Source organism: Diaphorobacter sp. C33, from assembly GCF_030503915.1.
GTDB lineage: Bacteria > Pseudomonadota > Gammaproteobacteria > Burkholderiales > Burkholderiaceae_C > Diaphorobacter > Diaphorobacter nitroreducens.
Genome location: NZ_CP129980.1, coordinates 3,293,177 through 3,318,781, shown reverse-complemented (window position 1 = coordinate 3,318,781; position 25,605 = coordinate 3,293,177). Strand labels below are relative to the sequence as shown.

The 25,605-nt window shown below is 68.3% G+C and carries 27 protein-coding genes; 13 read left to right on the top strand and 14 right to left on the bottom strand.

Going from position 1 to position 25,605, the window contains the following annotated elements; genetic code table 11:
* The first annotated feature begins 30 nt into the window (after nt 1–30).
* The 7 genes from apaG to QY917_RS15605 all read left to right on the top strand — a co-directional run bounded on the left by apaG (nt 31) and on the right by QY917_RS15605 (nt 7,107).
* Nucleotides 31–438: a Co2+/Mg2+ efflux protein ApaG gene (gene apaG, locus QY917_RS15635; RefSeq protein WP_012655416.1), complete on the top strand. Its 408-nt coding sequence runs from the start codon at nt 31–33 to the stop codon at nt 436–438.
* Nucleotides 435–2,417, top strand: a complete 1,983-nt coding sequence (locus QY917_RS15630; protein WP_123674844.1) for a site-specific recombinase — start codon at nt 435–437, stop codon at nt 2,415–2,417. The genes apaG and QY917_RS15630 overlap by 4 nt, the downstream gene beginning before the upstream one ends.
* Nucleotides 2,418–2,598: 181 nt before the next feature.
* The gene (locus QY917_RS15625; protein ID WP_123674843.1) at nt 2,599–3,864 is read left to right on the top strand and encodes a cation:proton antiporter; all 1,266 of its coding nucleotides are present in this window, start codon (nt 2,599–2,601) and stop codon (nt 3,862–3,864) included.
* On the top strand, nt 3,854–4,978 hold the full coding sequence (locus QY917_RS15620) for a YbdK family carboxylate-amine ligase (RefSeq protein WP_012655413.1): 1,125 nt from the start codon (nt 3,854–3,856) through the stop codon (nt 4,976–4,978). Before QY917_RS15625 ends, QY917_RS15620 begins: the two co-directional genes overlap by 11 nt.
* 15 nt (nt 4,979–4,993) lie before the next feature.
* A complete protein-coding gene (gene thiL / locus QY917_RS15615; RefSeq protein ID WP_123674842.1) occupies nt 4,994–5,968 on the top strand; it encodes a thiamine-phosphate kinase in 975 nt (324 codons plus the stop codon).
* Nucleotides 5,969–6,031: 63 nt separating this feature from the next.
* The gene (locus QY917_RS15610; protein ID WP_011803818.1) at nt 6,032–6,562 is read left to right on the top strand and encodes a phosphatidylglycerophosphatase A; all 531 of its coding nucleotides are present in this window, start codon (nt 6,032–6,034) and stop codon (nt 6,560–6,562) included.
* Between the two features lie 5 nt (nt 6,563–6,567).
* Nucleotides 6,568–7,107 carry a CinA family protein gene (locus QY917_RS15605; RefSeq protein ID WP_123674841.1) on the top strand — a complete coding sequence of 180 codons (540 nt, stop codon included), beginning with the start codon at nt 6,568–6,570 and terminating at the stop codon, nt 7,105–7,107.
* Nucleotides 7,108–7,277: 170 nt separating this feature from the next.
* Here QY917_RS15605 and QY917_RS15600 read toward each other — a convergent pair whose 3' ends face one another.
* From QY917_RS15600 to argS, 11 genes are all read right to left on the bottom strand, one after another.
* The gene (locus tag QY917_RS15600) at nt 7,278–8,108 is read right to left on the bottom strand and encodes a YecA family protein (RefSeq protein WP_123674840.1); all 831 of its coding nucleotides are present in this window, start codon (nt 8,106–8,108) and stop codon (nt 7,278–7,280) included.
* 482 nt (nt 8,109–8,590) lie between these two features.
* On the bottom strand, nt 8,591–9,892 hold the full coding sequence (locus tag QY917_RS15595) for a UDP-N-acetylglucosamine 1-carboxyvinyltransferase (RefSeq protein WP_011803815.1): 1,302 nt from the start codon (nt 9,890–9,892) through the stop codon (nt 8,591–8,593).
* A complete protein-coding gene (locus tag QY917_RS15590) occupies nt 9,880–10,365 on the bottom strand; it encodes a putative toxin-antitoxin system toxin component, PIN family (protein WP_123674839.1) in 486 nt (161 codons plus the stop codon). Before QY917_RS15590 ends, QY917_RS15595 begins: the two co-directional genes overlap by 13 nt.
* Entirely contained in the window at nt 10,355–11,686 is a 1,332-nt protein-coding gene (locus tag QY917_RS15585) for a class I SAM-dependent RNA methyltransferase (RefSeq protein WP_123674838.1), read from the bottom strand. The genes QY917_RS15590 and QY917_RS15585 overlap by 11 nt, the downstream gene beginning before the upstream one ends.
* Nucleotides 11,683–12,126, bottom strand: a complete 444-nt coding sequence (locus QY917_RS15580) for a thioesterase family protein (RefSeq protein ID WP_123674837.1) — start codon at nt 12,124–12,126, stop codon at nt 11,683–11,685. The genes QY917_RS15585 and QY917_RS15580 overlap by 4 nt, the downstream gene beginning before the upstream one ends.
* A 3-nt stretch (nt 12,127–12,129) precedes the next feature.
* Nucleotides 12,130–13,707, bottom strand: a complete 1,578-nt coding sequence (locus tag QY917_RS15575) for an RNA polymerase factor sigma-54 (protein WP_123674836.1) — start codon at nt 13,705–13,707, stop codon at nt 12,130–12,132.
* A 52-nt stretch (nt 13,708–13,759) separates the two neighbouring features.
* Nucleotides 13,760–14,512, bottom strand: a complete 753-nt coding sequence (gene lptB, locus QY917_RS15570; protein ID WP_012655406.1) for an LPS export ABC transporter ATP-binding protein — start codon at nt 14,510–14,512, stop codon at nt 13,760–13,762.
* Nucleotides 14,513–14,535: 23 nt separating this feature from the next.
* Nucleotides 14,536–15,195, bottom strand: coding sequence for a lipopolysaccharide transport periplasmic protein LptA (gene lptA / locus QY917_RS15565; RefSeq protein ID WP_041838776.1), 660 nt, complete (start codon nt 15,193–15,195; stop codon nt 14,536–14,538).
* A gap of 173 nt (nt 15,196–15,368) precedes the next feature.
* On the bottom strand, nt 15,369–16,019 hold the full coding sequence (locus QY917_RS15560; RefSeq protein WP_123674835.1) for a thiol:disulfide interchange protein DsbA/DsbL: 651 nt from the start codon (nt 16,017–16,019) through the stop codon (nt 15,369–15,371).
* A gap of 58 nt (nt 16,020–16,077) precedes the next feature.
* Complete coding sequence (locus tag QY917_RS15555) at nt 16,078–16,704, bottom strand: SPOR domain-containing protein (protein ID WP_012655404.1); 627 nt, start codon at nt 16,702–16,704, stop codon at nt 16,078–16,080.
* A gap of 12 nt (nt 16,705–16,716) precedes the next feature.
* Entirely contained in the window at nt 16,717–18,420 is a 1,704-nt protein-coding gene (gene argS, locus QY917_RS15550; RefSeq protein ID WP_047349344.1) for an arginine--tRNA ligase, read from the bottom strand.
* Between the two features lie 125 nt (nt 18,421–18,545).
* On the opposite strand from argS, the gene QY917_RS15545 reads away from it, so the two are divergent.
* On the top strand, nt 18,546–18,878 hold the full coding sequence (locus QY917_RS15545; protein WP_123674834.1) for a PsiF family protein: 333 nt from the start codon (nt 18,546–18,548) through the stop codon (nt 18,876–18,878).
* Nucleotides 18,879–18,978: 100 nt separating this feature from the next.
* On the opposite strand, the gene QY917_RS15540 is transcribed toward QY917_RS15545, so the two are convergent.
* The 3 genes from QY917_RS15540 to QY917_RS15530 all read right to left on the bottom strand — a co-directional run bounded on the left by QY917_RS15540 (nt 18,979) and on the right by QY917_RS15530 (nt 21,088).
* Complete coding sequence (locus tag QY917_RS15540; RefSeq protein ID WP_011803804.1) at nt 18,979–19,434, bottom strand: DUF2214 family protein; 456 nt, start codon at nt 19,432–19,434, stop codon at nt 18,979–18,981.
* A gap of 39 nt (nt 19,435–19,473) precedes the next feature.
* Nucleotides 19,474–20,058 carry a DUF3016 domain-containing protein gene (locus tag QY917_RS15535; protein WP_123675230.1) on the bottom strand — a complete coding sequence of 195 codons (585 nt, stop codon included), beginning with the start codon at nt 20,056–20,058 and terminating at the stop codon, nt 19,474–19,476.
* A gap of 91 nt (nt 20,059–20,149) precedes the next feature.
* Nucleotides 20,150–21,088: a LysR family transcriptional regulator gene (locus tag QY917_RS15530; protein ID WP_011803802.1), complete on the bottom strand. Its 939-nt coding sequence runs from the start codon at nt 21,086–21,088 to the stop codon at nt 20,150–20,152.
* Nucleotides 21,089–21,314: 226 nt separating this feature from the next.
* Between QY917_RS15530 and QY917_RS15525 the strand changes: the two genes are divergently transcribed.
* From QY917_RS15525 to QY917_RS15505, 5 genes are all read left to right on the top strand, one after another.
* Nucleotides 21,315–23,516 (top strand): malate synthase G, encoded by a 2,202-nt coding sequence (locus tag QY917_RS15525; RefSeq protein WP_123674833.1) that lies wholly within the window; start codon nt 21,315–21,317, stop codon nt 23,514–23,516.
* A gap of 106 nt (nt 23,517–23,622) precedes the next feature.
* On the top strand, nt 23,623–23,859 hold the full coding sequence (locus tag QY917_RS15520) for a cysteine-rich CWC family protein (RefSeq protein ID WP_123674832.1): 237 nt from the start codon (nt 23,623–23,625) through the stop codon (nt 23,857–23,859).
* Nucleotides 23,860–23,882: 23 nt separating this feature from the next.
* Nucleotides 23,883–24,071, top strand: coding sequence for a 4-oxalocrotonate tautomerase (locus QY917_RS15515; protein ID WP_123674831.1), 189 nt, complete (start codon nt 23,883–23,885; stop codon nt 24,069–24,071).
* A 33-nt stretch (nt 24,072–24,104) separates the two neighbouring features.
* Nucleotides 24,105–24,872, top strand: coding sequence for a class II glutamine amidotransferase (locus QY917_RS15510; protein WP_011803798.1), 768 nt, complete (start codon nt 24,105–24,107; stop codon nt 24,870–24,872).
* 126 nt (nt 24,873–24,998) lie between these two features.
* Nucleotides 24,999–25,508 (top strand): DUF4142 domain-containing protein, encoded by a 510-nt coding sequence (locus QY917_RS15505; RefSeq protein WP_123674830.1) that lies wholly within the window; start codon nt 24,999–25,001, stop codon nt 25,506–25,508.
* Nucleotides 25,509–25,605: the final 97 nt, after the last annotated feature.

Sequence of the window (25,605 nt, the reverse complement as noted above, 5' to 3'; positions counted from 1 at the left end):
GGGACTCACCATCGCCGCTACCATTACACGATGCCGAAATACCAGTTCCAGGTGGAGGTGCAGCCGCAGTACCTACCCGACGAGTCCGCGCCCGACGAAGGCGTATACAGCTTTGCCTACACCATCACGATCACCAACACGGGCGACGTGACCGCGCAGCTGATTTCACGCCACTGGATCATCTCCGACGCCAATGGCCACACCGAGCAGGTCAAGGGCCTGGGCGTGGTGGGCCAGCAACCGCTGCTCAAGCCCGGTGAGGCATTTCAGTACACCAGCGGCTGCCGCCTGCGCACCGCCAGCGGCAGCATGCACGGCAGCTATTTCTGCGTGGCTGAGGATGGTGAGCCGTTCACCTGTCCGATCGAGCTGTTCGTGCTGGAGGCCTTCTCGCCCGGCCAACCGGGCCAGCCCATGGCGGCAAGGGTGCTGCATTGAGCCGCAGCGGCCCTGACCTGGCGCAGCTGCTCGCCGGTATCGACCCGACCGCACCGCTGGCACAGCGGCACTTGCAACTCATCGCCGTGCTGGATTGGGTGCGTGGCGACGGCCAGTCCACAGAGGGCGCCGCAGGCCGCGTGGCCCTGCTGGTCGAAGCGGCGGAACGCTCGCCCGACATCCAAGTGCGGCTGCAGGCCTGGTGGGCAGCGCTCACGCAACAGGTGGACATCACCACGCTGCTGGCGGACTTCGGCTTTGCCCAGCGCACCTCCATGGCCAGCGAGCTGGCCGAGCGCGTGCGCTACAAACTGCTGCCCTCCAGCCCCGAAACGCTGGATGCGTCGGAGTTGTTCATGCTGGCGCTGCCTGGCGATTTCGACGCGCGCTGGCTGGCGTCGCTGGACGAAACCCTGCTGGGCCGCCTGCTGGCCGTGCTGGTGCCCGCCTGCGAGCAGGGCGGCGCCAGCCATTGGCAGCGCGCGCTGCTGGACGCCATCACCTACTGCGCCGGGCAGATCCTGTCCACCGGCTTTGCGCCCGAGCTGCGTCTGCGCATGAGCGAAGAGGCGCGCGAGGCCCAGCCCTTTCATGCGCTGATCCGCGATGTGGAGAGCCTGCGCGTGGAGGTGGAGCACCCGCTGCGCACCGGCGACCGCCTGCAGGAAGCCGTGCAGCGCCTGCGCGAGCGCCTGGACGCCTGCCGCGCCGCCACCAACACGGTGTATGCACACTTCGAGGACAACGGCATCTCCGTGGGCCTGGTATTTCGCCTGCGCCAGCTGCGCGAGCGCATCCTGCGCGTGCGCGAGCTGCTGGAATGCCTGCTGTCGCCCCGCCCCGCCGTGGCGGCGGCCAAGTTCCTTGCGCGCCTGGTGACCGTGGGGCGCGAGCGGCGCAGCCTGCGTGCGCTGGTGGCGTCCAACTCGTCCATGCTGGCGGCCAAGGTCGCCGAGCGCAGTGCCGAGACAGGCGCGCACTACATCACCCGCACGGCAGGCGAATACCTGGCCATGGTGCGCAAGGCGGCCGGCGGCGGGCTGGTGATGGCCTTCACCACGCTGGCCAAGTTCGGGCTGTACGCGCTGGCGCTATCCGCGTTCTGGGGCGGCTTCATGGCGGGCGTGAACTACGCCGTCAGCTTCGTGCTGATCCAGCTGCTGCACTTCACCGTGGCCACCAAGCAGCCCGCCATGACGGCACCCGCCATGGCCGCCAAGCTCAAGGACCTGGACGAGGCGCAGGGGCTGGAGTCCTTCGTGGACGAGGTCGCGCACCTCGTGCGCTCGCAGGTGGCCGCCGTGCTGGGCAACGTGCTGCTGGTGTTCCCCGCGGCGCTGGCCCTGGCGCTGCTTATCGCGCAGATGCTCGGGCAGCCGGCCATTGGCACGGCCCAGGCGGAACACGTGCTGCAGTCGCTGCACCTGCTGGGCCCCTCGCTGCTGTTCGCGGCCTTCACCGGCGTGCTGCTGTTCGCGTCCAGCATTTTCGCGGGCTGGGTGGAGAACTGGTTCGTATTGCGCCGGCTGGACTCGGCCATCCAGTACAACCCGCGCATCACGCACATGCTGGGTGCTGCACGCGCCGCCCGCTGGGCGCGCTTTCTGCGGGGCAACATCTCGGGCTTTGCGGCCAACATTTCGCTCGGCTTCATGCTGGGGCTGACGCCGGCCTTTGCCGCGTTCTTCGGGCTGGGCCTGGATGTGCGCCACGTTACGCTGTCCACCGGGCAGATCGGCGTGGCCAGCGCCACATTGGGCATGGACGTGCTGCACCAGCCTGCTTTCTGGTGGGCCGTGGCCATGGTGCCCTTCAACGGTGCGCTCAACGTCCTCGTCAGCTTCTACCTGGCGTTCCGCCTGGCATTGCGTGCGCACAACGTGGGCAGCGTGGACCGCGCGCGCATCTACCGCGCGCTGCTGGCGCGCTGGCGCAGCGCGCCGCTGGGCTTTTTCCTGCCCCCGCGCCGCACCGTCTGATAAGGTGCGCCCACCGCAGGCTGCGCGCCGTCCTACAGAAGCAACGCGACCGCTGCAGATACATTCAGTTAACAGCCTGGGAACGTAGTCACGTTCCACGCAGCTGCAGCGCGCGCCCTTGGGGCAGGCTGCGCCCGGGCATCCAGCGGGCCTGCCCGCACGAGACAGAGGATCTACAACAATGAATGAGCTGATGAGCTTTTGGGCGCAGTGGCTGCGCCCATCGGCGGGGTTGCCCACGGTGCAGTGGTCGCTGCTGCTGGCCGTGGCCTCCATCACGGGCTATCTGGTGCAACGCTACAGCGGCCTGCCCAAGGTCGTGGGTTACACGCTCGTGGGCACCATCGTGGGCCTGCTGGGCTTTGGCGGCGCCGTGTGGCCGCTGCAGGGCATTGGCCTGTTCCTGGTGGAGCTAGGCGTGGCCGTGGTGCTGTTCGAGGCGGGCGGTCGCATTCCACTGCGCTGGTTCCGCCATAACCCCATGGTGCTGGTGCAGAGCATCGCGGAGTCCGCCTTCACCTATTTCGCGGTGTACTGGACGATGCTGTGGTTCGACGTACCCGAGCGCGCCGCCGGCCCGCTGGCCCTGGTCGCAATGGCGGCATCACCGGCGGTTCTGACGCGCGTGGTGTCCGACACGCGCGCCGCCGGCCCCGTGACCGACCGTGCCGTGGTGCTCGCAACGCTGTCGTCCCTGTATGCGCTGGCGCTGGGCAGCGCGCAGGCCGAGCTCATCAACCGCCCGGGCGTGGGCCTGGTGGGCACGCTGTATCCCGCGCTGGTGGTGCTGGGCGTTTCTGTGGCCGTGGGTGCGCTGCTGTCGCTCATCCTGCGCCTGGCGTTGCGCGTGATGAGCCCGACGAGCGAGAACACCTCCATGCTGCTGATGGCCCTGATCGCCGCCAGCACCGCCGTCACCGCGCACATGGGCGGCTCGGCCCCGCTGGCCGCGCTGCTGGGCGGCATGCTGCTCAAGCAGCTGCACCCGCGCCCCTGGGCCTGGCCGCGGCAGATGGGCACCGCCTCTTCGCTGCTGACGATGCTGATGTTCGTGCTCGTCTCCACCGTCGCCGCGCAGGCCGACTGGAGCGGCCCGGTGGTCGGCGCCGTGCTGGCGCTGATCTTCGTGCGCCTGCTGGCCAAGGCGCTGGGCGTGGGCGTGGGCAACGCGGGCAGTGGCGCCAGCTGGCGCCAGGCCCTGTGGCTGAGCTGCGCCATGGCGCCGATGTCGGCCATCGCATTGCTGGTGGCCTCGCAGTTCGTGGTGGCCTCGGCCTCCACGGGCCACCTGATCGCGCGCATCGCCCTGCCGGCCATCCTGGTGATGGAAGTGCTGGGCGCGGTGATCGCCACCGTGGCCATCTACCGCGCGGGCGAAAGCTCCAAGCCCTGGGCGCCCCTGAGCAGCCGCGGCAGCAACACCGGAGACACCCAACGTGAGTCTTGAAGCCTTCCACCATTCCGAGCCCCTGACGCTGGGCGTCGAGCTGGAACTGCAGCTCGTGAGCACCAACGACTACGACCTCGCGCCCTACGCCGAGGACATGCTGCGCCTCATGAAGAAGGTGCCGCTGCCCGGCAGCGTGGTGCCCGAGATGACCAACAGCATGATCGAGATCTCCACCGGCGTGTGCCACAGCAGCTCCGAGGTGCTGGGCCAACTCACGCAGATCCGCGACGCGCTGGTCAAGAGCGCGGACAAGCTCAACATCGCCGTCGTCGGCGGCGGCACGCACCCCTTCCAGCAATGGCACGAGCGGCGCATCTACGACAAGCCGCGCTTTCAGGAGCTGTCGCAGCTGTACGGCTACCTATCCAAGCAGTTCACCATCTTCGGTCAGCACGTGCACATCGGCTGCCCCGACGCCGACTCCGCCCTGCTCATGCTGCACCGCATGAGCCGCTACATTCCGCACTTCATCGCGCTGTCGGCCTCCAGCCCGTACGTGCAGGCGCAGGACACGCAGTTCGACTCCGCGCGCCTCAACTCGGTGTTCGCGTTCCCGCTGTCGGGCCGCGCGCCCTGCGTACTCACCTGGAGCGAGTTCGAGCAGTACTTCAACAAAATGACGCGCACCGGCGTGGTCAAGAGCATGAAGGACTTTTACTGGGACATCCGCCCCAAGCCCGAGTACGGCACCATCGAGATCCGCGTGTTCGACACGCCGCTCACCATCGAGCGCGCCGCGGCGCTGGCCGGCTACGTGCAGTCGCTGGCCGCGTGGTTCCTGGCCGAGCAGCCCTTCACCCCCACCGAGGACGACTACCTCGTCTACACCTACAACCGCTTCCAGGCCTGCCGCTTCGGGCTGGACGCGGTGTACGTGGACCCTGCCAGCGGCGACCACATGCCGCTGCGCGACCACATCCTGCAGACGCTGGACCACGTGGCGCGCTACGCCGGCACGCATGGCGCATCGGGCGCGCTGCACATGCTGCGCGGTGAGACCGCGCTGGGCCAGAACGACGCCCGCTGGCTGCGCGAGCGCCAGCGCGAAGAGCAGTTGCTGGCCGAGGTCAGCCGCCAGGCCGCGCTGCGCTTTCGCGGGCACGACATCTGAACGCGGCAGCCGCCCATGGGTGAGTTCGACCTGATTGCGCGCTACTTCACGCGCCCGGTGCGCCGTGCGGCGCTGGGCGTGGGCGACGACTGCGCGCTGCTGTCGGTCACGCCCGGCATGCAGCTGGCCGTGTCCAGCGACATGCTGGTCGAGGGCCGCCATTTCTTTGCCGACGTGGACCCCGCGCACCTGGGCCACAAGGCGCTGGCGGTGAACCTGTCGGACCTGGCCGCCTGCGGCGCCAGGCCGCTGGCCTTCACGCTGGCGCTGGCGTTGCCGCGCGTGGATGCGCCCTGGCTGCAGGCGTTTGCGGACGGCCTGCTGCGGCTGGCCGACGCGCACCAGTGCGAACTGGTCGGTGGCGACACCACGCAGGGGCCGCTGAACCTCTGCGTCACCGTGTTCGGCGAAGTGCCCACGGGCCAGGCCCTGCTGCGCAGCGGTGCGCGGGTGGGCGACGACATCTACGTGAGCGGCACGCCCGGCGAGGCGCGCCTGGCGCTGGATGCGCTGCGCGGCCGCCTGGCGCTGCCGCCCGCCGCCCTGCAGCAGTTGCGCCCACGGCTGGAGCAGCCCACACCGCGCGTGGCGCTGGGTCTGGCGCTGCGCGGCGTGGCCAGCAGCGCCATCGACGTGAGCGATGGCCTGCTGGGCGACCTGGGTCACATCCTGAAGGCCTCGGGCGTGGGCGCCTGCGTGGACGCCACCGTCGCTACCAATTTGCTAGCTGCTAGCGCCCAGCAGGCGGGCGCTACAGCCGATTTTGACGCACAAACGCTGATGCAATGCGCGCTGGCCGGCGGCGACGACTACGAACTGGTCTTCACCGCCCCTCCCGCACAGCAGGCCGCCGTGCAGGCCGCCGCGCAGGCCAGCGGTACGCGCGCCACGCGCATCGGCCGCGTCGAGCCCGCGCCCGGCCTGCGTGTGGTGGACAGCCAGGGGCAGCCCGTGGCGCAGCACTTCGCCTCGTTCGACCACTTCGCCTGACCGCTCCCGCTACCGGGCCGGCGCCGCTGGTAGCATCGGCCGGCCCTCGCATCCTTGTCGCCCATGCCCGATACGCCGCCCCCCACCCCGCTGCCGCCCCACGCCCTGCGCCGCTTTCTGTTCGTGCACCCCGCGCACTGCATCGCGCTGGGCTTTGGCAGCGGACTGTCGCGTGTGGCACCGGGCACGGTGGGCACGCTGTGGGGATGGCTGGCGTTCCTGGTGCTGCAACTGTGGCTCACGCCGCGCGGCATGGGGCTGCTGATCGCGCTGTCGCTGCTGCTGGGCTGGTGGGCCTGCACCGTCACCGCACGCCACATGCGCGTGGCAGACCCCGGCCACATCGTGTGGGATGAGATCGTCGCGATCTGGATCGTGCTGTGGCTGGCCATGCCCATGGGCTTCTGGGGCCAGCTCGCCGCCTTTGCGCTGTTCCGTTATTTCGATGCCGCCAAACCCGGCCCTGTGGCCTGGGCCGACCGGTTGTTCAAGGGCTTCGGCTGGCGCGGCGGCCTGGGGATCATGCTGGACGACCTGGTGGCCGCGTTCTGCACGCTGCTGGTGATCGCGCTGTGGCGCCACTGGTTCGGGTGAGTGCCATGGAACTATCAAAAATAGAGCTGCCAGCGCTTGATGGACAAGCGCTGAAGGCCGATTTGATTCATATCTCCACGGACCTGCTCGCACGCGGCTGGATGCTGGCCACGGCCGAGAGCTGCACCGGCGGCCTGATCGCGGCGGCCTGCACCGACCTGTCGGGGTCGAGCCAATGGTTCGAGCGCGGCTTCGTCAGCTATTCCAACGCCGCCAAGACCGCGCTGCTGGGCGTGCCCGCCGATCTCATCACGGCCCACGGCGCCGTGAGCGAGCCCGTGGCCCGCGCCATGGCCGAGGGCGCCGTGCGCCACAGCGCCGCGCAGGTCAGCGTGGCCGTGACGGGCGTGGCCGGCCCCACGGGCGGCAGCCCGGACAAGCCGGTGGGCACGGTGTGGTTCGGCTGGTGCGTGGCGGGCGCCACCCATTCGGAACTGCGGCGCTTTGCCGGAGACCGCGCCGCCGTGCGCACCGCCACGGTGCGCCACGCGCTGGGGCGGCTGGCGCAGTTGCTGGCCCAGCTGCCCGCCCCTTCGCGCTCCTGACGGTCCCACTGGGCCTGGCGGCGCCATAGCACCTGGGCAGGCCCAGAGCGCAATACCGGGCCACCGGCTGCGTGCCGCCCACTCAATGCCGGCGAGTCGAACCGGGCCGCGTCAGACCGCGCCGCGTCAGGCCAGCTACACCAGGCAAGGCCGCGCTAGGCCGGGCCGCGTCAAGCCGCGCCGCAGCACTTCTTGTACTTCTTGCCGCTGCCGCAGGGGCAAGGGTCGTTGCGGCCGGGCTGCTCGCCCTTGACGATGGTTTCCTGGCGCGGACCCAGGCTGCGCCAGAGCTGGCGCAGGTCGTACACGCCCCAGATGGCCTCGCCAAAGACCTCCAGGCGCTCCTGGCTGGTACTGGGCGGGCCGTCTTCGGCGTACATGCAGATCTCGGGCTTGCCGGTGTCGTCCTCGGTGAGGGCGACGATGGATTCGAGCGCGCCATCCAGCCACTGGGCGGCTTCCTTGTCGCGCGGGGTGGCCCAGTCCTCGGACCAGTTCTCCACGGCGAACATGAAGCCCAGTGCCCAGACCTGGCCGAAGGAAGGAATCTCCTGCCCCGCCATCTCGGCGCGCTCCTCCTCGGGCAGACTGGCGATGGCGCCGCGCATGTCGATCACCTCGGGCTGGAAGGCGTTGTCGGCGTCTAGCGATTCGGCCTGCTCGTCCAATTGCGCCTGCACCTCGGCGCGGCGCAGCTCCCACAAGGCAAGAAAGCGCTCCTGCTGCGCCAGGTCCTTGAACGTGGGCACCAGCGGCAGGGGCTCGCCTTCGGCCACGTCCAGCTCCAGGCCGTCGCCCAACAGCATGGGCAGCCATTCCGCCGCGGGCACGGGGCGGCGCGTGCAGACCAGCGCCGTCAGGAAGCCGTCGCAGAACTCCCACTGCGGCACATCTTCCTCACGCGTGCGCAGGTCGTCCAGCAGGCTGTCGAGTTCATCCAGTTCGTCCGGCCCCAGGGCGGAGGCGGCGGCGGATGCGGGGGTGTCGGAGGTGGCGTTCATGCGGAATCGGGCGGGGCTTGGACCCGCGGGCTAAGGAGGAGGAGAAACAGAGCCCCAGGAGGCCTGAGGCGCGCAGTGTAACGTCGTAGGTTGCGCGTTAGCTATTGTATTAATAGCTGTTCGCGCTTATTACACAAGCGCTAGAGCTTGATTTGGCCTTAAAAACAGAAACGCCCCATGCCAAGGCAATGGGGCGCAGCGGTCGGTAACAAAGGGCCGTCTGGGCGGCCCACCCAGCCTTATTGGCTGGCGATCTCCAGATGGGCCTCGCGGGCTTCTTGGATGAACTCGAGGATCAGACGGACGGCTTCGCGCATGGTGTGGTTTCCTGACTGAGATGCTCATCCGGTGCGGAACGGCGCGCATCTCATACGCCGACCAACACCGGGTTAACCACTAAGTGTTAACCCTTGGGCGTAAGTATAAACCACAATCCACTTTTGTGCTGCAGCGCAGCGAAGGCTGGGGCGATCAGGGCGCGGCTACTCCTCTGCCGTCCACTCCACCCGGGCCCCCAGGCTGCGCAGGTTCTCCACAAAGTGCGGGTGCGCGCGGCGGATGGGCGTGGCGTTGCGGATCTCCGAGCGCCCCGGGATACTGGCCGCGACCATGAACAGCGCGATCGCCACGCGGATGATGTAGGGGCTCTCCACCACCGCCGGCGCCAGCGGCCCGCCACCGAAGGTGACGATGCGGTGCGGGTCGGACTGGTACACATGCGCGCCAAACTTGGACAGCTCGCCCGTCCAGCCTAAAGCGCCGTCGTACACCTTGTTCCAGAACATCGCGTTGCCCTGCGCGCGCACGCCCAGCGCGATGAAGATCGGCAGCAGATCCACGGGGAAATAGGGCCAGGGCGCGGCCTCCACCTTGGTCAGCACGTTGGGGGTGAAGGGCGTCTGCACCGTGAGCGGCCCGTCCACGAAGGCGCGCGACCAGCCGTCCCGGTGCTCCACGCGCACGCCAAACTTGGCAAACGTGCGGTCGATCAGCGGGAAGTTCTCCGGCGCGCTGTTCTTCACCACCACGTCGCCGCCGGTGATGGCCCCCAGCGCCAGGAAGGTGGTGATCTCGTGAAAGTCCTCGGCAAAGCGGAATTCACCGCCCCCCAGGTCGCCGCCGCCATGCACCGTAAGCCGCGAGGTGCCCACGCCCTCGATCTGCGCGCCCAGCATTTGCATGAAGCGGCAGAACTCCTGCACGTGCGGCTCGGACGCCGCGTTGGTCAGCGTGGAGGTGCCCTGCGCGGCCACGGCGCACAGCACGAAGTTCTCGGTGGTGGTCACCGAGGCATAGTCCAGCCAGTGGTGCACCGGCGTGAGCATGCCCACGCGGCGCACCAGCAGCGAGCCCTCGGCCCGCTCCACCTGGCCGCCGAAGCTGCGAAAGACCTCCACATGCGGGTCGATCTCGCGCACGCCCAGGGTGCAGCCCTTCACGTTGTCCTCCAGCCGCGCCACGCCGAAGCGCGCCAGCAGCGGCGGCACCAGCATGATGGACGAGCGCATCTCCTCGGGCAGGCGGTGCGTGGCGGCGTCGAAATGCGTGGCCTGGTGGTGCAGTTCCAGCGTGGCGCTGGCATGGTCCCAGCGCACCTCGCTGCCCAGGGTGCGGAAGATCTCCAGGATCTTGCGCACGTCGGTGATGTCGGGCACGCCCACCAGGCGCAGCGGCGCGCGCGTGAGCAGCGTGGCGCACAGCACGGGCAGCACCGCGTTCTTGTTGGCCGAGGGGGTGACGCGGCCACGCAGCGGCGTGCCGCCATGCACGATCAGGTTGGACATGGTTCGCAAATCTCTTCAAAAACAATAGCTGCCACCGCATGCGTGTCCTGCGTCAACAGCCGTTTTCGCATGCAAAGCACGGCCTTGTCCTTGGACACGATGATGGCGCGGTGCGCGACCGCCAGGTCGATGAACTTCTGGTCGTCCGCGTCCTTGCAGGCCCAGGGCGCGCGTGGCGCCACCTCGACCAGGCGCACGCCCGCGTCGAACGCCGTCAGTACGTCATCCGCGCCCACGCCGTAGTACGCCATACGCGGCTGCAGGTGGGTGTACTGCAGCACGCGCTCCAGTTCGTCCCGCATGTGCTGCGTGGCAATCCAGTCCAGGCGCTGGGCCTGCAGCAGCGCACGCACGGTGGCCACGGCCGCGTCGGCGAAGATGAACAGGTCGAGCACGATGTTGGTGTCCAGCACCACGGCACGCGCTCTCTCGCCCGCCGGCGCCACGGCGGGCAGGCGCAGCTCAGGACGCATCCGAGGCTCCGCCGGCCGGCGCACCCGGCGCACCCGGCGCACCGTTGGCCGCGCCGCCCTCCCCCGTGTGGCCGGCGCGCGGCCGATCCCGCACGGCGCCCGCCACGAGGTCGAAGCGGAACAGGCGGCATTCGATGGGGCCGTTCCACAGCGGCACGCGGCGCGACTCCTTCAGGCGCATCTTGCCGGGCAGCTTGAGGTCGGGCGTGAGCATCCAGGCCTGCCAGCCGGCGTAGTGCTTCTTCCAGTGTGCGGCCAACTGCGCGAAGAAGTCCACGCCGTCCTCGGTCTGCGCCGTCTCGCGGCCCATGCGCTCGACCGTGGACATGCGCTCACGCGCATTGCGCCCCGCCGTGCCCGCCGCGGCGATGCGCTCGCCATACGGCGGATTCAGCAGCATCACCCCGGGTTGTTCACTGGGCGGCATGCGCTGCAGCGCGTCGCCGCCGCGCAGCTGCACCGCGTCGGCCACGCCGGCGCGCACGGCATTGCGCTGGGCAAAGTCCACCATGCGGTGCGACACGTCGCTGCCAAAAATCGGCACCGAAGCCGCGGTAACGGCGCTGGCCGCTTCATCCTTGATAGCAGACCAGACATGCGCCTGGTGCGGCAATAGCTTCTCGAAGGCAAAGCGCCGCTGCAGCCCCGGCGCGATGCGGCAGGCGATCTGCGCAGCCTCGATGACCACGGTGCCGCTGCCGCAGCAGGGGTCGTACAGCGGCAGCGGCTGCTCGCCATGCGGGTCCCAGCCGGTGGCGGCGATCATGGCGGCGGCCAGCGTTTCCTTGAGCGGCGCGTCGCCCTTGTCCTCGCGCCAGCCGCGTTTGAACAGCGGCTCGCCCGAGGTGTCGATGTAGATCTGGGCGCGGTCGCTGGTCAGGTGCAGGTGCACGCGCACGTCGGGCCACTGCGTCTGCACGTCGGGACGCACGCCGGCCTTGGCGCGGAAGCGGTCGGCCACGGCATCCTTCACGCGCAGCGCGGCGAAGTTCAGGCTCTTGAGCGGGCTGTGCTGGGCCGTCACCTCCACCTTGAAGCTCTGGCGCGGGGTGAACCAGATCTCCCAGGCCACGTCGGCCGCGGCGGCATAGATGTCGTCCTCGTTGCGGTAGGGCCGCTCGGCCAGTTGCACCAGCACGCGCTGCGCCAGGCGGCTGTGTAGGTTCAGGCGCAGCGCATCGCGCCACGAGGCGCGCAGCAGCACGCCCGCGCGGCCCACGAGCAGGTCCTGCCCGGCCAGCCCCGTGAGGCTGTGCACCTCGTCGGCCAGATAGCCCTCCACGCCAGCGGCGCAGGGCAAAAAGAGTTGAAGCTGGTTCATTGCGGCTGTGCTGCGCGCTGCAGCAATGGCTGGAGCACGGATTCAGGAATGGGTGCGGGCTTGCGGGCCGCCCGGTCGATGAAGACGATGCCGGTCTTGCCGCGCGCGATCTCGCGCCCCCGGCTCTTCTCGGTCAACCGGAAGACGAGGTCGAAGCCGTAGCGGTTGAAGTCCTGCGGCGTCATCTCCACGCGCAGCGTCTCGCCGTGGAACGCCTCGGACTTGTACTGCGCCACGATGTCGCCCACCACGGTGGACAGGCCCGCCACGTCGGCCTCGGGGTAACCCAGCGACTTGAAGAAACGCACGCGCGCCTCGGACACGAGGCTGAGCAACTGCGCGTTGTCCAGGTGTCCGCCCTGGTTGACATGGCTGATGTAGATCTGCAGCTCGGTACTGAAGCCGAAGTGCGGGGGAAGGTCGAAGACGACGCGTGCCATGGTTCAAAGTGCCTTGCGGAGGTTGGCCGGGGCGATCTTGAGCGCCTCACGGTATTTGGCCACGGTGCGGCGCGCACATTCAATGCCCTGCTCCTTGAGCATCTCGGCGATCTGGCTGTCCGACAGCGGCTTGTGCGGGTTCTCGGCCGCGATGAACTGCTTGATGAGCGCGCGCACGGCCGTGCTGGAGGCGTTGCCGCCGGTTTCGGTGCCCAGCCCCGAGCCGAAGAAATACTTGAGTTCGTAGGTGCCTTGCGGCGTGGCCATGTACTTGGCGGTGGTCACGCGGCTGATGGTGGACTCGTGCAGGCCCAGTTCATCGGCAATGTCGCGCAGCACCAGCGGGCGCATGGCCAGTTCGCCATGCACGAAGAAGTTCTTCTGCCGCTCCACGATGGCGCGCGACACGCGCAGGATGGTGTCAAAACGCTGCTGGATGTTCTTGATGAACCAACGCGCCTCCTGCAGCCGTGCCTGCAGCGCCTGGTGGCCTTCGCCACGGCCGCCGCGCAACGCACCGGCGTAGATGTCGTGCACGCGCAGGCGCGGCATCACGTCCGGGTTGAGCTGCACGCTGAAGTTCTGCTGTCCGCCGCGGCCGGTTTTCTTGACGATCACGTCGGGCACGATGATGTTGCGGTCCACGTCGGCAAAGCGCCTGCCCGGGCGTGGCTCCAGCCGCGCGATCAAGGCCATCGCGGCGCGCGTGCGCTCTTCGCTGGTGCCGCAGGCCTGCGCCAGGCGGCGCACGTCGCGCTTGGCCAGCAGGTCCAGCGGCTGGTCGCAAATGGCCAGCGCGGCCTGGATCACGTCGGGGTCGCCCTCTTCGTCCTGGTCCATCGCACGCAGCTGCAGCGTGAGGCATTCGGCCAGGCCGCGCGCGCCCACGCCCGCGGGTTCCAGGCTTTGCAGCAGGCGCAGCGCCACGGTGAAGCGGTGCACCAATTCATCGAGTTGCTCGGGGTCTTCGGTGCCCGCCAGGCTGGCGGCCAGGTCCTGCAGCGACTCGTCCAGGTAGCCGTCGTCGTTCAGCGATTCGATGAGGAAGCGCAGCGCGGCCATGTCCAGCTCGGACAGGCGCAGCGCCAGCGCCTGGCGATGCAGGAAGGCCGTGAGCGACTCCTGGCTGCGGGCCAGCTCGGTGGCGTCCACCTCGTCGTCGCTCCCCGCGCCGGCACCGTTGCGCGCCGGGGCGTCGCCGCCCCACTCGCTGTCGTCGGGCGCCAGGTCTACCGAGCCGTCGCCTTCCCAGTCCGCGGGTTCGGCCGTGGATTCGGCTGTGGAGGTTTCTGCATCATTTTGGCTTGTAGCGCTTTCCTGCCCTGCGCTGACAGCTCCTGAATAAATAGCATCTTCAACTTCTCGGTCTTGCTCGCTCACCGGTGCATCGGCCTGGGCCAGGCCGAACTCCTCGCGCGGGGCCTCTTCCAGCGTGCGCTCCAGGAAGGGGTTCTCGTCGAGCATTTGCTCGACCTCCTGGGCCAGCTCCAGCGTGGACAGCTGCAGCAGGCGGATCGACTGCTGCAACTGCGGTGTGAGCGCCAGGTGCTGCGAGACGCGCAGCGACAGGCCGGGCTTCATGGCCTGCAACCCACTGTCTGGTCCTGCATCGCGCCGTGGTCGCCCATCACTCTCACATGCGGAAGTGCTCGCCCAGGTACACCCGGCGCACTTCCGCGTTGTCGACGATGTCCGACGGCGTACCCTGAGCCAGCACCTGGCCGTCGCTGATGATGAAGGCGTGGTCGCAGATGCCCAGCGTCTCACGCACGTTGTGGTCGGTGATCAGCACGCCAATGCCGCGCGCCTTGAGAAAGCCAATGATGCGCTGGATCTCGATCACGGCGATCGGGTCGATGCCGGCGAAGGGCTCATCCAGCAGGATGAAGCGCGGCTGCGTGGCCAGCGCGCGCGCGATCTCCACGCGCCGGCGCTCGCCGCCCGACAGCGCCAGTGCAGGCGACTTGCGCAGGTGGTCCACGCGCAGCTCCTGCAGCAGCGCGGTCAGGCGCCGCTCCACCTCGGCGCGCGGCAGGGAGCGGCCGGCCTCGTCGGTCTGCAGCTCCAGCACCGCGCGCACGTTGTCTTCGACATTGAGCTTGCGAAAGATCGAGGCTTCCTGCGGCAGGTACGACAGGCCCAGCCGCGAGCGCCGGTGGATGGGCATGTCCGTCACGTCCTGCCCGTCGATGCTGATGCGGCCGCCGTCGCTGCGCACCAGGCCGACGATCATGTAGAACGACGTGGTCTTGCCGGCGCCGTTGGGGCCCAATAGGCCCACCACCTCTCCCTTTTGCACGACCACGGACACGTCCTTGACCACCTTGCGGCTGCCGTAGGACTTCTCCAGGTGCAGCGCCTCCAGGCGGCTGACGCCTTCGCTCATGCGCGCATCGTCCAAGGCCGCGCTCACTTCGCGCCGTCCAGGCTGGGGCTGGTACGCAGCGCGGGCGGCTCGGTGCGCACGGGCGGCGTGGCGCTGGTGCCCGAGGCAGGCTCCTTGGGCGCGAGCACCGCCCGCACCCGGCCGCCCGGCGTGCCAGCAGTGGCGCCGGCGGGCGCGGTCTTCTGCCCGTCCACGGTGAACACGTCCGTGAGGTTGTTGTAGACGATGAGGGCGCCGGCTAGCTCGTCGGTCAGTGTGGCCTCGCGGTAGCGGCGCAGCTCGGCGCGGCGGATGAGCTTCACCACGTCGGCGCGGCCGTCGTATTCGATGACCTCGCCCTCGCCCTCGACGAACTCGTCGGGCGCGCCCGGCGCGGTGTCACGTTTTTGCCGGAAAAAAGCGCGCTTGCCCGGCTCGGCCGTCACCACACCGTACTGGAAGCCGTCGGCATCCTGGCGCACCTCCAGCTGCGCGCCGCGCAGCACGATGGTGCCCTTGGTCATGACGACACGGCCGGTGAAAACGCTGGTCTGCTTGAGCTCATCGTGGCGCAGGGCATCGGCCTCGATGTTCATGGGCTTGTTGCGGTCGGCTTTTTCGGCGTGCACCAGCGGCGATGCAGCCAGCGCCAGGGCCAGCGCTGCGGCGCGGGACAGGAGGAGGAAGGGCAATCGGGTTCTCATAGAGGGCACGAATCTTGCGGTCATTGTACTGACGCAAGCGCGCCGCCGCCGCAGTGGATCGCATCAACCCGTACAGGCCTGCCACCGGCTGTCATGCCGCCGCGCCAACCGGTGCGCAGGCATGAAAAAAGCGCGCCCGTAGGCGCGCTTGTCGTTGGTCGCGGCGGGGCGCTTCAGCCCTTGCGCGCTACGCCAACCAGGTGCTCCACCACCTGCAGCACGCTTTGCATGTTGCCGGCCATGGTGCCGTCGGTGTAGTAGCGGCCGGCCACTCCCATGGAGGGCACGCCTTCGACCTGGTAGCCGTCCTGCAGCTGCGACGCCTTGCGCACCTGGTTGGATACGGTGAAGGAGTTGTAGACCTCCTTGAACTTCGCCACGTCCACGCCCTGCTTGCCGATCCAGTCGAAGATCAGCTCGTCCTTGTTCAGCGGCAGGCGTTCCACGTGCACCGCGCGGAACACCTTCGCATGCAGCTCGGGCAGCTTGCCCATGCCTTCCAGCGCGTAGTAGAGCTTTTGCTGCGGCACGAAGCTCGCATTGAACGCCACGGGCACGCGGCGGATGTGCAGGTCCTTGGGCGCCGACTTGATCCAGGCCTCCAGCGAAGGCTCGAACGTGTTGCAGTGCGGGCAGCTGTACCAGAAGAACTCGATGACCTCGATCTTCCCGGCAGGTGCCTCGAGTGCGACGGGCTTGCCCAGCTTGACGTAGTCCTTGCCTTCCTTGAACTGGCGGCCTTGCGCCAGTGCGGGCGCCGCCAGCGGCAGGCTCAGGGCGGTGGCCGCGGAGGCGACGGTCAGAGAAAACTCACGGCGTTTCATAGGTTGGGATCACTCCTGGACAGTATGGAGGGTTGTGAGCGCCAGCGCGGGCAAAAGTTCAGCGCTGCACCCGGACCAGCGCGGACTCCACCCCCGCGCCATCGAGTTTTTCCTTCAGCGACTCGGCGTCGTCACGCTTGCCGAACGGGCCCACGCGCACGCGGAACACCGTGCGGCCGTTCTGCTCACGCTCGCTGACGCGCGCCTCCCAGCCCAGCATGGCCAGCTTGGCGCGCTGCGCATCGGCATCCTGCTGGGTGCGGAACGCGCCCGCCTGCACGAAGTATTCGAAAGGATCGGCACTGGTCGTGGGAGCGGGCGCCGCGTTGGCCTTGGCGCGGGCCAAGTCGCCCAGCGGGTCGGCCGACGTCGGTGCCGCGCCGGGCCGGCTGGCCGCCGCCCGCGGACCCGACGCAGGCTGGGCTGCGGCGGTCGCGGTGTCGGACGCGGGAGCGGCAGCCGGCGCAGCGGGGCGCACAGGGTTTTTGCCGTACAACGGCGCGTTGGGGTCCCAGTTCTTGTTCTTCGTGGCCTCGTCCTGCTCGGACGCACGCGGCGTGCTCTTGTTCAGGAAGGGCACGGGCACCTTGGTCACATACACGGCCACGGCCAGCGCGGCTCCCAGGCCCACGATCACCCCGAGGATGAAGCCTACGATGGTGCCGCCGCGTTGCTGTTTCTTCATATCAGTGGTCACTTACATTCTGGCTGGCGCAGACACGCCCAGCACCGCCAATCCATTGTGCAATACCTGCGCTGTGGCCGCGACGAGCGCCAGCCGCGCCTGCTTGACAGCCTCGTCGTCCACCAGAATGCGTTCGGCGTCGTAATAGCTGTGGTAGGCGGCAGCCAGGTCGCGCAGGTAGAAGGTCACGTCGTGCGGCGCATTGCCGGCCGCGGCCGCGGTGAGCATCTCGGGATACTTGGCGAGCAGCAGCATCAGCGCCTGGGCCTGCGGGCCTTCCAGCGGCGACAGGTCCACATCGCGCAGCGCGGCCACGTCGTAGTCCTCGCGCCAGCCACGCAGCACCGAGCAGATGCGCGCGTGGGCGTACTGCACGTAATACACGGGGTTGTCGTTGTTCTGCGCCACGGCCAGGTCGACGTCGAAGGTGTATTCGGTGTCGGGCTTGCGCGACAGCAGGAAGAAACGCACCGCGTCCTTGCTGGTCCACTCGATCAGGTCGCGCAGCGTCACGTAGCTGCCGGCGCGCTTGCTGATCTTGACCTCCTCGCCATTGCGCACCACGCGCACCATGGTGTGCAGCACGTAGTCGGGGTAGCCCTGGGGGATGCCCACGTCCGCCGCCTGCAGGCCGGCGCGCACGCGCGCGATGGTGCCGTGGTGGTCCGTGCCCTGGATGTTCACCACCTTGGTGAAGCCGCGCTGGAACTTCTGGATGTGGTAGGCCACGTCAGGCACGAAGTAGGTGTATGTGCCATCCTGCTTGCGCATGACACGGTCCTTGTCGTCCCCGTAGTCGGTGGACTTGAGCCACAGCGCGCCGTCCTGCTCGTAGGTCTTGCCGTTGGCGACGAGGCGCTGCACGGTCGCGTCCACATGGCCGTTGGCGTAGAGGCTGGACTCCAGGTAGTACTGGTCGAATTGGAGGTTGAAGGCCTGCAGATCCTTGTCCTGCTCATTGCGCAGGTAGGCCACGGCGAACTGGCGGATGTTCTCGTAATCCTCGACATCGCCATTCGCCGTGAACGCGCGGTCATCGGCCTGGACGGTGGACTTGGCGAGGAAGGCGTCGGCGATGTCCTGGATGTAGTCGCCGTTGTAGAAATTCTTGGCCAGCGGGTTGTCCGCGTCGGTGGGCCAGCAGTCATCCCCCGGTTTGAAGCCCTTGGCGCGCAGTTGCGTGCTCTTGGTGAGGGTGTCGATCTGCACGCCCGCGTCGTTGTAATAGAACTCGCGGTGCACACTCCAGCCCTGGGTGGCGTACAGATGGCTGATGGCGTCGCCGATGGCGGCCTGGCGGCCGTGACCGACGTGCAGCGGGCCGGTGGGGTTGGCGGAGACGAACTCCACCAGGACTTTCTCGCCGCGCGCCGGCTGGTAACCATATTGCGCGCCTTGCGCCAGCACCTCGTGCACCACCTGCTGCTTGGCGGCGGGCTTGAGGCGGATGTTCAGAAAACCGGGGCCGGCGATCTCGATGGCCTGTACCCATTTTTGGAACGCGGGCGTGGCCTCCAGCGCGGCCTGTAGCTGTTCGCCCAGTGCGCGGGGATTCTGCTTGAGGGGCTTGGCCAGCTGCATGGCGGCCGTGCACGCGAGGTCGCCATGAGCAGCGACCTTGGGAGATTCGAAGGCCGCGCGGCTGCCTGCGCCGGGCGACACCTTTTCCAGCTCGTCGGCCAGCGCCGCGAGCAATTCCTGTTTGACGGAGAGCATGGGGGCGGATTCTACGGGCCGACCCGTCATCCATTCGTGACCGCCCGGCGTTATGCTGGGTGGCCCGTGGGGCACTGCGTTGCCGGCGGGCGCATTCACCTTTTCCTTTTTTGCAGGAGCATTACATGAAGAAACTGCTTCCCCTGTTGGCCGCTGCCGGCTTTGCCCTTTCGTTCGCCGCACACGCTGCGGACGCCCCCGCGGCCGGCGCCTCCGCCACCGCCAAGGCGCCCACGGCGCAGCAGACGCGCATGAAGACCTGCAATGCCGACGCCGGCGCCAAGAACCTCAAGGGCGACGAGCGCAAAGCTTTCATGAAGGAGTGCCTGAGCGGCAACAAGGCGTCCACCCAGCAGGACAAGATGAAGAGCTGCAACGCGGACGCCGGTGCGAAGAACCTCAAGGGCGACGCCCGCAAGGCCTTCATGAAAGAGTGCCTGAGCGGCGCGGCCAGCTAAAGGACCGACGCACCGCACGGGCCCGCCCATCGGGCCTGCACGAGCAAACCCCGCGCGCCTGCCGCCCGCGGGGTTTCTTTTTTTGCCCTTCCCTCGGCGCTCAGCGCGTGCCCACGCCGCGTGCCAGGAAGACGGCCAACAGCGGAATCAGTGCCAGCAGATGGGCCTCGATCATCACCAGACGGCGCGTGCTGCGCACTTGGTCATCCGAGGGCAGCGCGCCGCCGGCGCGCACCGCGCGGCGCCAGCGCAGGAAGCGCATGGTCGGGACGATGGACATCAGCCCGATCACCACGAACAACGTGACCTTGGCATGCAGCAGCGGCTGCGACCAGTACCACGCCCCGCCCTTCATGCCCCACCAGGTGCGCGCCAGCCCGGTGGCCAGCACCAGCAGCGCCGAGATACCGTACAGCATGTCCACCCGCGCCAGCCGCTCGACTGCGGCCGCGTTCATCCACTCCTTGCGGCACAGCGCGGTCTCGCTGGCAAGGAAGGTGGCGGCCATGAGGAAGGCCAAGATGTGGGCATAGGCGAGCAGGGCTTCGGTGGTCACGGGTTTCCTTTCGGCAGAGGTACGCGCGGCGCGCACAGGTCAGGGGCGGCGCGCGGAGAACTCCCGCGCCACCCAATCGTCGATCAGCGTCTTTTCGTGGCGCAGCTTGTCGCCAGGATAGCGGTCCCCGCGCATCTGGAATGCCAAGCCCGGCAGCGTGCGACTGCCTTCGGCCAGGGTGCGGCCGTCTGGCGAGAGGCGCTTGAACTCCAGCGCGATGCGCGGCGGGTGCACGTCGCGCACCACGCGCACCGCCTGGGCGGTGGCACCCGCCGCGGGCTCGAATGCACCGGCGCGGCGCACGTCGGTGATGTGCACCTCCGCGCGCTCGCCCTCCGGCAAGGCTGCGGCCACGCGCTCGGCCAGGTGCTCGCACAGCGCATCCATCCAGGCACGCCGGGCCGCGGCGGGCTCGTGCGGGGTTTGCTCGCGCGCCTCGGCAAAGCCGGCCGGATCCGCGTAGGTGACACTGACCATGCCGGCCGGCACCCCGTGCGCGCGCGGCGTGGTTTCCGCGTGCCGGGCGGGCAAGGCGCAGCCGGCGACCAGGGCCAGCGCCATGACGGCCAGCATCCAGCGAGCGGCGGGCAACGCGGGGAGAACAGAAAGAATGGGAATGCGCATGAAAGCTCCTGTACGGTGGGCCGTGCGTACGGCCCCGGCATGATGGCGGCCCGGCGGGAGGAATGCCGCGGCATTGTGCCCCGCGTTCATGTCAGACAGAGGCGGGCCGTGCCCAGAATTCGGGCTGCGCGTAATGGTGCTTCAGGTACTCGATCCACAGCCGAACGCGCAGCGGCAGGTGCTTGCGTTGGGGAAAGACGACATAGATGCCGTTGGGCGGCGCGGCGAACTCCTCCAGCACCGCCACCAGGCGGCCGGCCGCGATCTCGGACTCCACCTCCCAGGTACTGCGCCAGGCGATGCCCCAGCCGCCCAGGCACCAGTCGTGCAGTACCTGGCCGTCGGAGCAATCGAGGGGCCCGCCGGGCTTGAAGTGCACGACCTCAGTGGCACCACCACCGCCGGCCACCGGCACGCGAAACGCCCAGCCGCGCGTCTGCGAGGCATCGCTGGAGAGGGTCAGGCAGTCGTGCTGCGCCAACTCGCCCGGGTGGGTGGGGGTGCCGCGCCGCTGCAGGTACTGGGGCGTGGCCACGCACAGGCGACGGTTGTCCGCCATGCGCACGCTGACCAGGGACGAGTCGGGCAGGTCGCCCACGCGCACGGCGCAGTCGTAGCCCTCGCCCGCCAGGTCCACCACGCGGTCGCTCAGGTTCAGCGAGAGGGTCACCTCGGGGTGCAGGTCATGAAAGCGCGGCACCAGGGGCGCCACATGGCGCCGGCCAAAGCCCGCGGGCGCAGTGACGCGCAGATGCCCCGTGGCCTTCACGCCGCCGGCGGATACGCTGGCCTCGGCGTTGGCCACATCGGACAGCAGGCGCTGGCAGTCCTCCAGAAAGGCGCTGCCCTCGTGCGTGAGCGAGATGCGCCGCGTGGTGCGCACCAGCAGCTTCACGCCCAGGTGCTCCTCCAGCGCGTCCAGGCGCCGCCCCATGATGGCCGGGGCCACGCCCTCGGCCTTGGCGGCGGCGGTGAGACTGCCCCGCGTGGCCACCGACACGAATGACTCGAACGCTTTGAGTTTGTCCATGAATACAAGCCAAATCAGGCTTCAAGCCTTATACAGCAAGCGCAAGCAGCTATCAATTTCATGAAAGCATGCACCGCATTCCCCATGCAGAGTGTGCCAATCTTTGCAAAAAAGTCATTGGTTAAGAGATATGTGCGCGATTTATTAATGGAAATATTTCCAATACAGTGGCATGCAAGGCTCCGCCATGGGCCACGGCTTTTCAATTACCGCTAGGGGGTTTCTCATGACCGCACGTACCCACGTCCACGGCCTGCAGGTGGCCAACGAACTGCACGCCTTCATCAACGAGCAGGTGCTGCCGGGCACCGGCGTCGAGCCGGCCGCCTTCTGGAAGGGCTTCGATGCCCTCGTGGCCGACCTGGCGCCCAAGAACGCGGCCCTGCTGGCCGAACGCGACCGCCTGCAAAAGGAACTGGACACCTGGCACAAGGCCAACCCGGGCCCCATCCAGGACATGGCAGGCTACCGCGCCTTCCTGAGCCAGATCGGCTACCTGGTCGAGCCCCCCAAGGGCGCGCAGGCCACCACCACCAACGTGGATGCCGAGCTGGCCATCCAGGCCGGCCCGCAGCTGGTGGTGCCCATCCTGAACGCACGCTACGCCCTGAACGCCGCCAACGCGCGCTGGGGCTCGCTGTATGACGCGCTGTACGGCACCGACGTGATCGGCGAAGAAGGCGGCGCAGAAAAGGGCAAGGGCTACAACCCCGTGCGCGGCGCCAAGGTCATCGCATTCGCACGCGACTTTCTGGACCAGGCGGCCCCGCTGGCCAGCGGCTCGCACAAGGACGCCACGGCCTACAGGGTAGAGGGCGGCACGCTGGCCGTCACGCTCCAGGGCGGTGCCACCACCGGCCTGAAGAACGCGGCCCAGTTCGTGGGCTACCAGGGCAATGCTGCCGAGCCATCGTCCGTGCTGCTGGTGAACAACGGCCTGCACATCGACATCCGCGTGGACCGCAACACCCCCATCGGCAAGGGCGACGCCGCCGGCGTGGCCGACGTGGTGGTGGAAGCTGCGCTGTCCACCATCCTGGACCTGGAAGACTCCGTGGCCGCCGTGGACGCCGAGGACAAGGTGCTGGGCTACAGCAACTGGCTGGGCATCCTCAAGGGCACGCTGACCGACACCTTCGACAAGGGCGGCAAGCAGGTCACGCGCGGCCTGAACCCCGACCGCGAATACACCGGCGCCGACGGCAAGCCCGTGAAGCTGCACGGCCGCTCGCTGATGTTCGTGCGCAACGTGGGCCATCTGATGACCAACCCTGCCATCCTGTGGGGTGCCGAGGGCAAGGAGATCCCCGAGGGCATCCTGGACGCCATGGTCACCACGGCCATCGCCATCCATGACCTCAAGGGTGGCGCGGGTGGCATCCGCAACAGCCGCACCGGCAGCGTCTACATCGTCAAGCCCAAGATGCACGGCCCGGCCGAAGTGGCGTTTGCCAACGAGCTGTTCGGCCGCGTGGAGCAGGTGCTGGGCCTGCCCGCCAACACCGTGAAGCTGGGCATCATGGACGAAGAGCGCCGCACCAGCGTGAACCTGAAGGCCTGCATTGCCGCCGCTCCGGCGCGCGTGGCCTTCATCAACACCGGCTTCCTGGACCGCACCGGCGACGAGATGCACACCGCCATGCAGGCCGGCCCCATGATCCGCAAGGGCGACATGAAGAGCAGCGCCTGGATCCAGGCCTACGAGCGCAACAACGTGCTGGTGGGCCTGTCCATGGGCCTGTCCGGCCGCGCGCAGATCGGCAAGGGCATGTGGGCCGCACCCGACCTGATGAAGGCCATGCTGGAGCAGAAGATCGCCCATCCCAAGGCCGGCGCCAACACCGCCTGGGTGCCCAACCCCACGGGCGCCACGCTGCATGCGCTGCACTACCACCAGGTCAACGTGGCCGCCGTGCAGGCCGAGCTGCTCAAGGTGGACGCCGACGCCGAGCGCGACAACCTGCTGACCGGCTTGCTCACCGTGCCCGTGAGCAGCAACCCGCACTGGAGCGAGACCGAAAAGCAGCAGGAGCTGGACAACAACATCCAGGGCATCCTGGGCTACGTGGTGCGCTGGATCGACCAGGGCGTGGGCTGCTCCAAGGTGCCGGACATCAACGACATCGGCTTGATGGAAGACCGCGCCACGCTGCGCATCTCCAGCCAGCACGTGGCCAACTGGCTGCTGCACGGCGTGGTGACCGAAGGGCAGGTACGCGCCACGTTCGAGCGCATGGCCGCCAAGGTGGACCAGCAAAACAGCGGCGACCCGCTGTACCAGCGCATGCACGGCCGCTTTGCCGAGTCCATGGCCTACCAGGCCGCCTGCGATCTGGTGTTCAAGGGCGTAGAGCAGCCCAGCGGCTACACCGAGCCGCTGCTGCACGCCTGGCGCCAGAAGGTGAAGGCCGCGCAGAAGAAGGCTTGATTGCTATTCAAACAATAGCTGCTAGCGCTTGATGGACGGGCGCCAGGGGCCATTTTGACCACAACGGCACCCGCGGGTGCCGTTGTGCTTTCGTACACTCTCCCCCATGCCCACCGCCGCTCCCACCACCATGCACTGCCCGCTGTGCGGCCAATCCAACGGTTGCGCCGTGGCCGCCGGGTTGCCGGCGCAGCAATGCTGGTGCATGCACGAGAGCGTTTCGCGCGACGCGCTGGCGCGCCTGCCCGCCGAGGCGCGCGGCCGCGCGTGCATCTGCCCGCTGTGTGCCCGCGAACAGCCCGCTGCGCCGCAGGCCCCGGCACCCGTCGTTCCCAACCCCTAAACCCCAACCGGAATCCCAACACCATGCCCACGTACCACATCGAGATGATGGAAGGCCGCACCGTCGAGCAAAAGCGCAAGCTGGTCGAGGAGATCACGCGCGTGTCCGTCGAAATCCTGGGGGGCTCCCCCGAATCGGTGGACATCCTGATCACGGACGTGGAGCGCGAGAACTGGGCCACGGGCGGCAAGCTCTGGCTGGACCGGCAGTAAGCCGCCCTCCAACGCACCACAGGCCGATCGCCCATGTGCCAGCTCCTTGGCATGAATGCCAACACGCCCACCGACGTGACCTTCAGCTTCACGGGGTTTGCGCAACGCGCCGGCAACACGGCCGACCACACGGACGGCTGGGGCATCGCCTTCTTCGAGGGGCGCGGGCTGCGCCACTTCGTGGACCATGAGCGTGCCACCGATTCACCCGTGGCGGAGCTGATCCGCCGCTACCCCATCAAGAGCCGCAACGTCATCGCCCACATCCGCAAGGCGACCCAGGGCGTGGTGAGCCTGGAAAACTGCCACCCCTTCGTGCGCGAGCTGTGGGGGCGCTACTGGGTGTTTGCGCACAACGGCGACCTCAAGGACTTCCGTCCGCGCCTGCACGCGCACTTCCACCCGGTCGGCACCACCGACAGCGAGCATGTGTTCTGCTGGCTGATGCAAGAGCTGAGCAAGTCCCACGCCGGCATGCCGAGCATCGAGGAGCTGACGCTGACGCTGCGCGAGCTGGCGGCGCGCATTGCGCCCCACGGCACCTTCAACTTCCTGCTGTCCAACGGGCAGGCGCTGTGGGCGCACGCGTCCACCCACCTGTACTACATCGAACGCCGCCACCCGTTCTCGCAAGCCCAGCTGTGCGATGAAGACCTGCGCGTGGACTTCTCCGCGCACACCACGCCCAACGACAAGGTGGCCGTGGTCGTCACGGCGCCGCTGACCTCCAACGAGCAATGGACTGCCTTCCAGTCGGGGGAGATGCGGGTGTTCGTGGACGGCCAGTGCCAGGCCGCCTGAGCGCCCCGGCCGGCGGAGCCGCCCCGCAGTGGCGGTAGGAGACGGCTGACCCACCCCTCCTGCACGGGCCGACAGCCCCTTCGCAGTGCCGTTTCGATACTGGCCCTTTTTTCAAGGGGGACAGCCATGCCAAAGATCTGCACCGCCAGGCTGGTGACCGCAGCCTGCGGGCTGGTGCTCGCCGCAGCGGCCCATGCCGATGCCAGCACGAAAGACCGCGAATTCCTGACGCAGGCCGCTACCGGCGGGCTCTACGAGGTCCAAGCCGGCAAGCTTGCCCAGAACCGCGCTACGGCCAACGAAGTGAAATCGTTTGGCGCCATGCTGGTGAAGGACCACACTGCCGCCAACGACGAACTCCGGGCCTTGGCAGCGCGCAAGGGCGTCGCGCTGCCCACCACCCTCCCTGGCGACAAGCAAAAGCAACTGGACCAGCTCGCCAAAGCCCAGAAATTCGACCAGGAATTCCTCTCGCAGGTGGGCCTTAACGACCACCGCCACGATATCGCGCTGTTCGAGGCGGCCGGCAAAGACGCAGACGATCCGGAGATCCAGACCTTCGCCCTCAAGGCGCTGCCGAAACTCAAGGCACACAAGGACCACGCCGAAGACCTGGCGGTTTCCATCAAGCGATGAAGGCCCGGCCCATGGGTGGCCGCATCGCCACCCGCGGGAGGGAGGCGATGACTGACTCCGGCGGCCGGTGGCCTGCCCAACCTGGCCCGGCCTCACC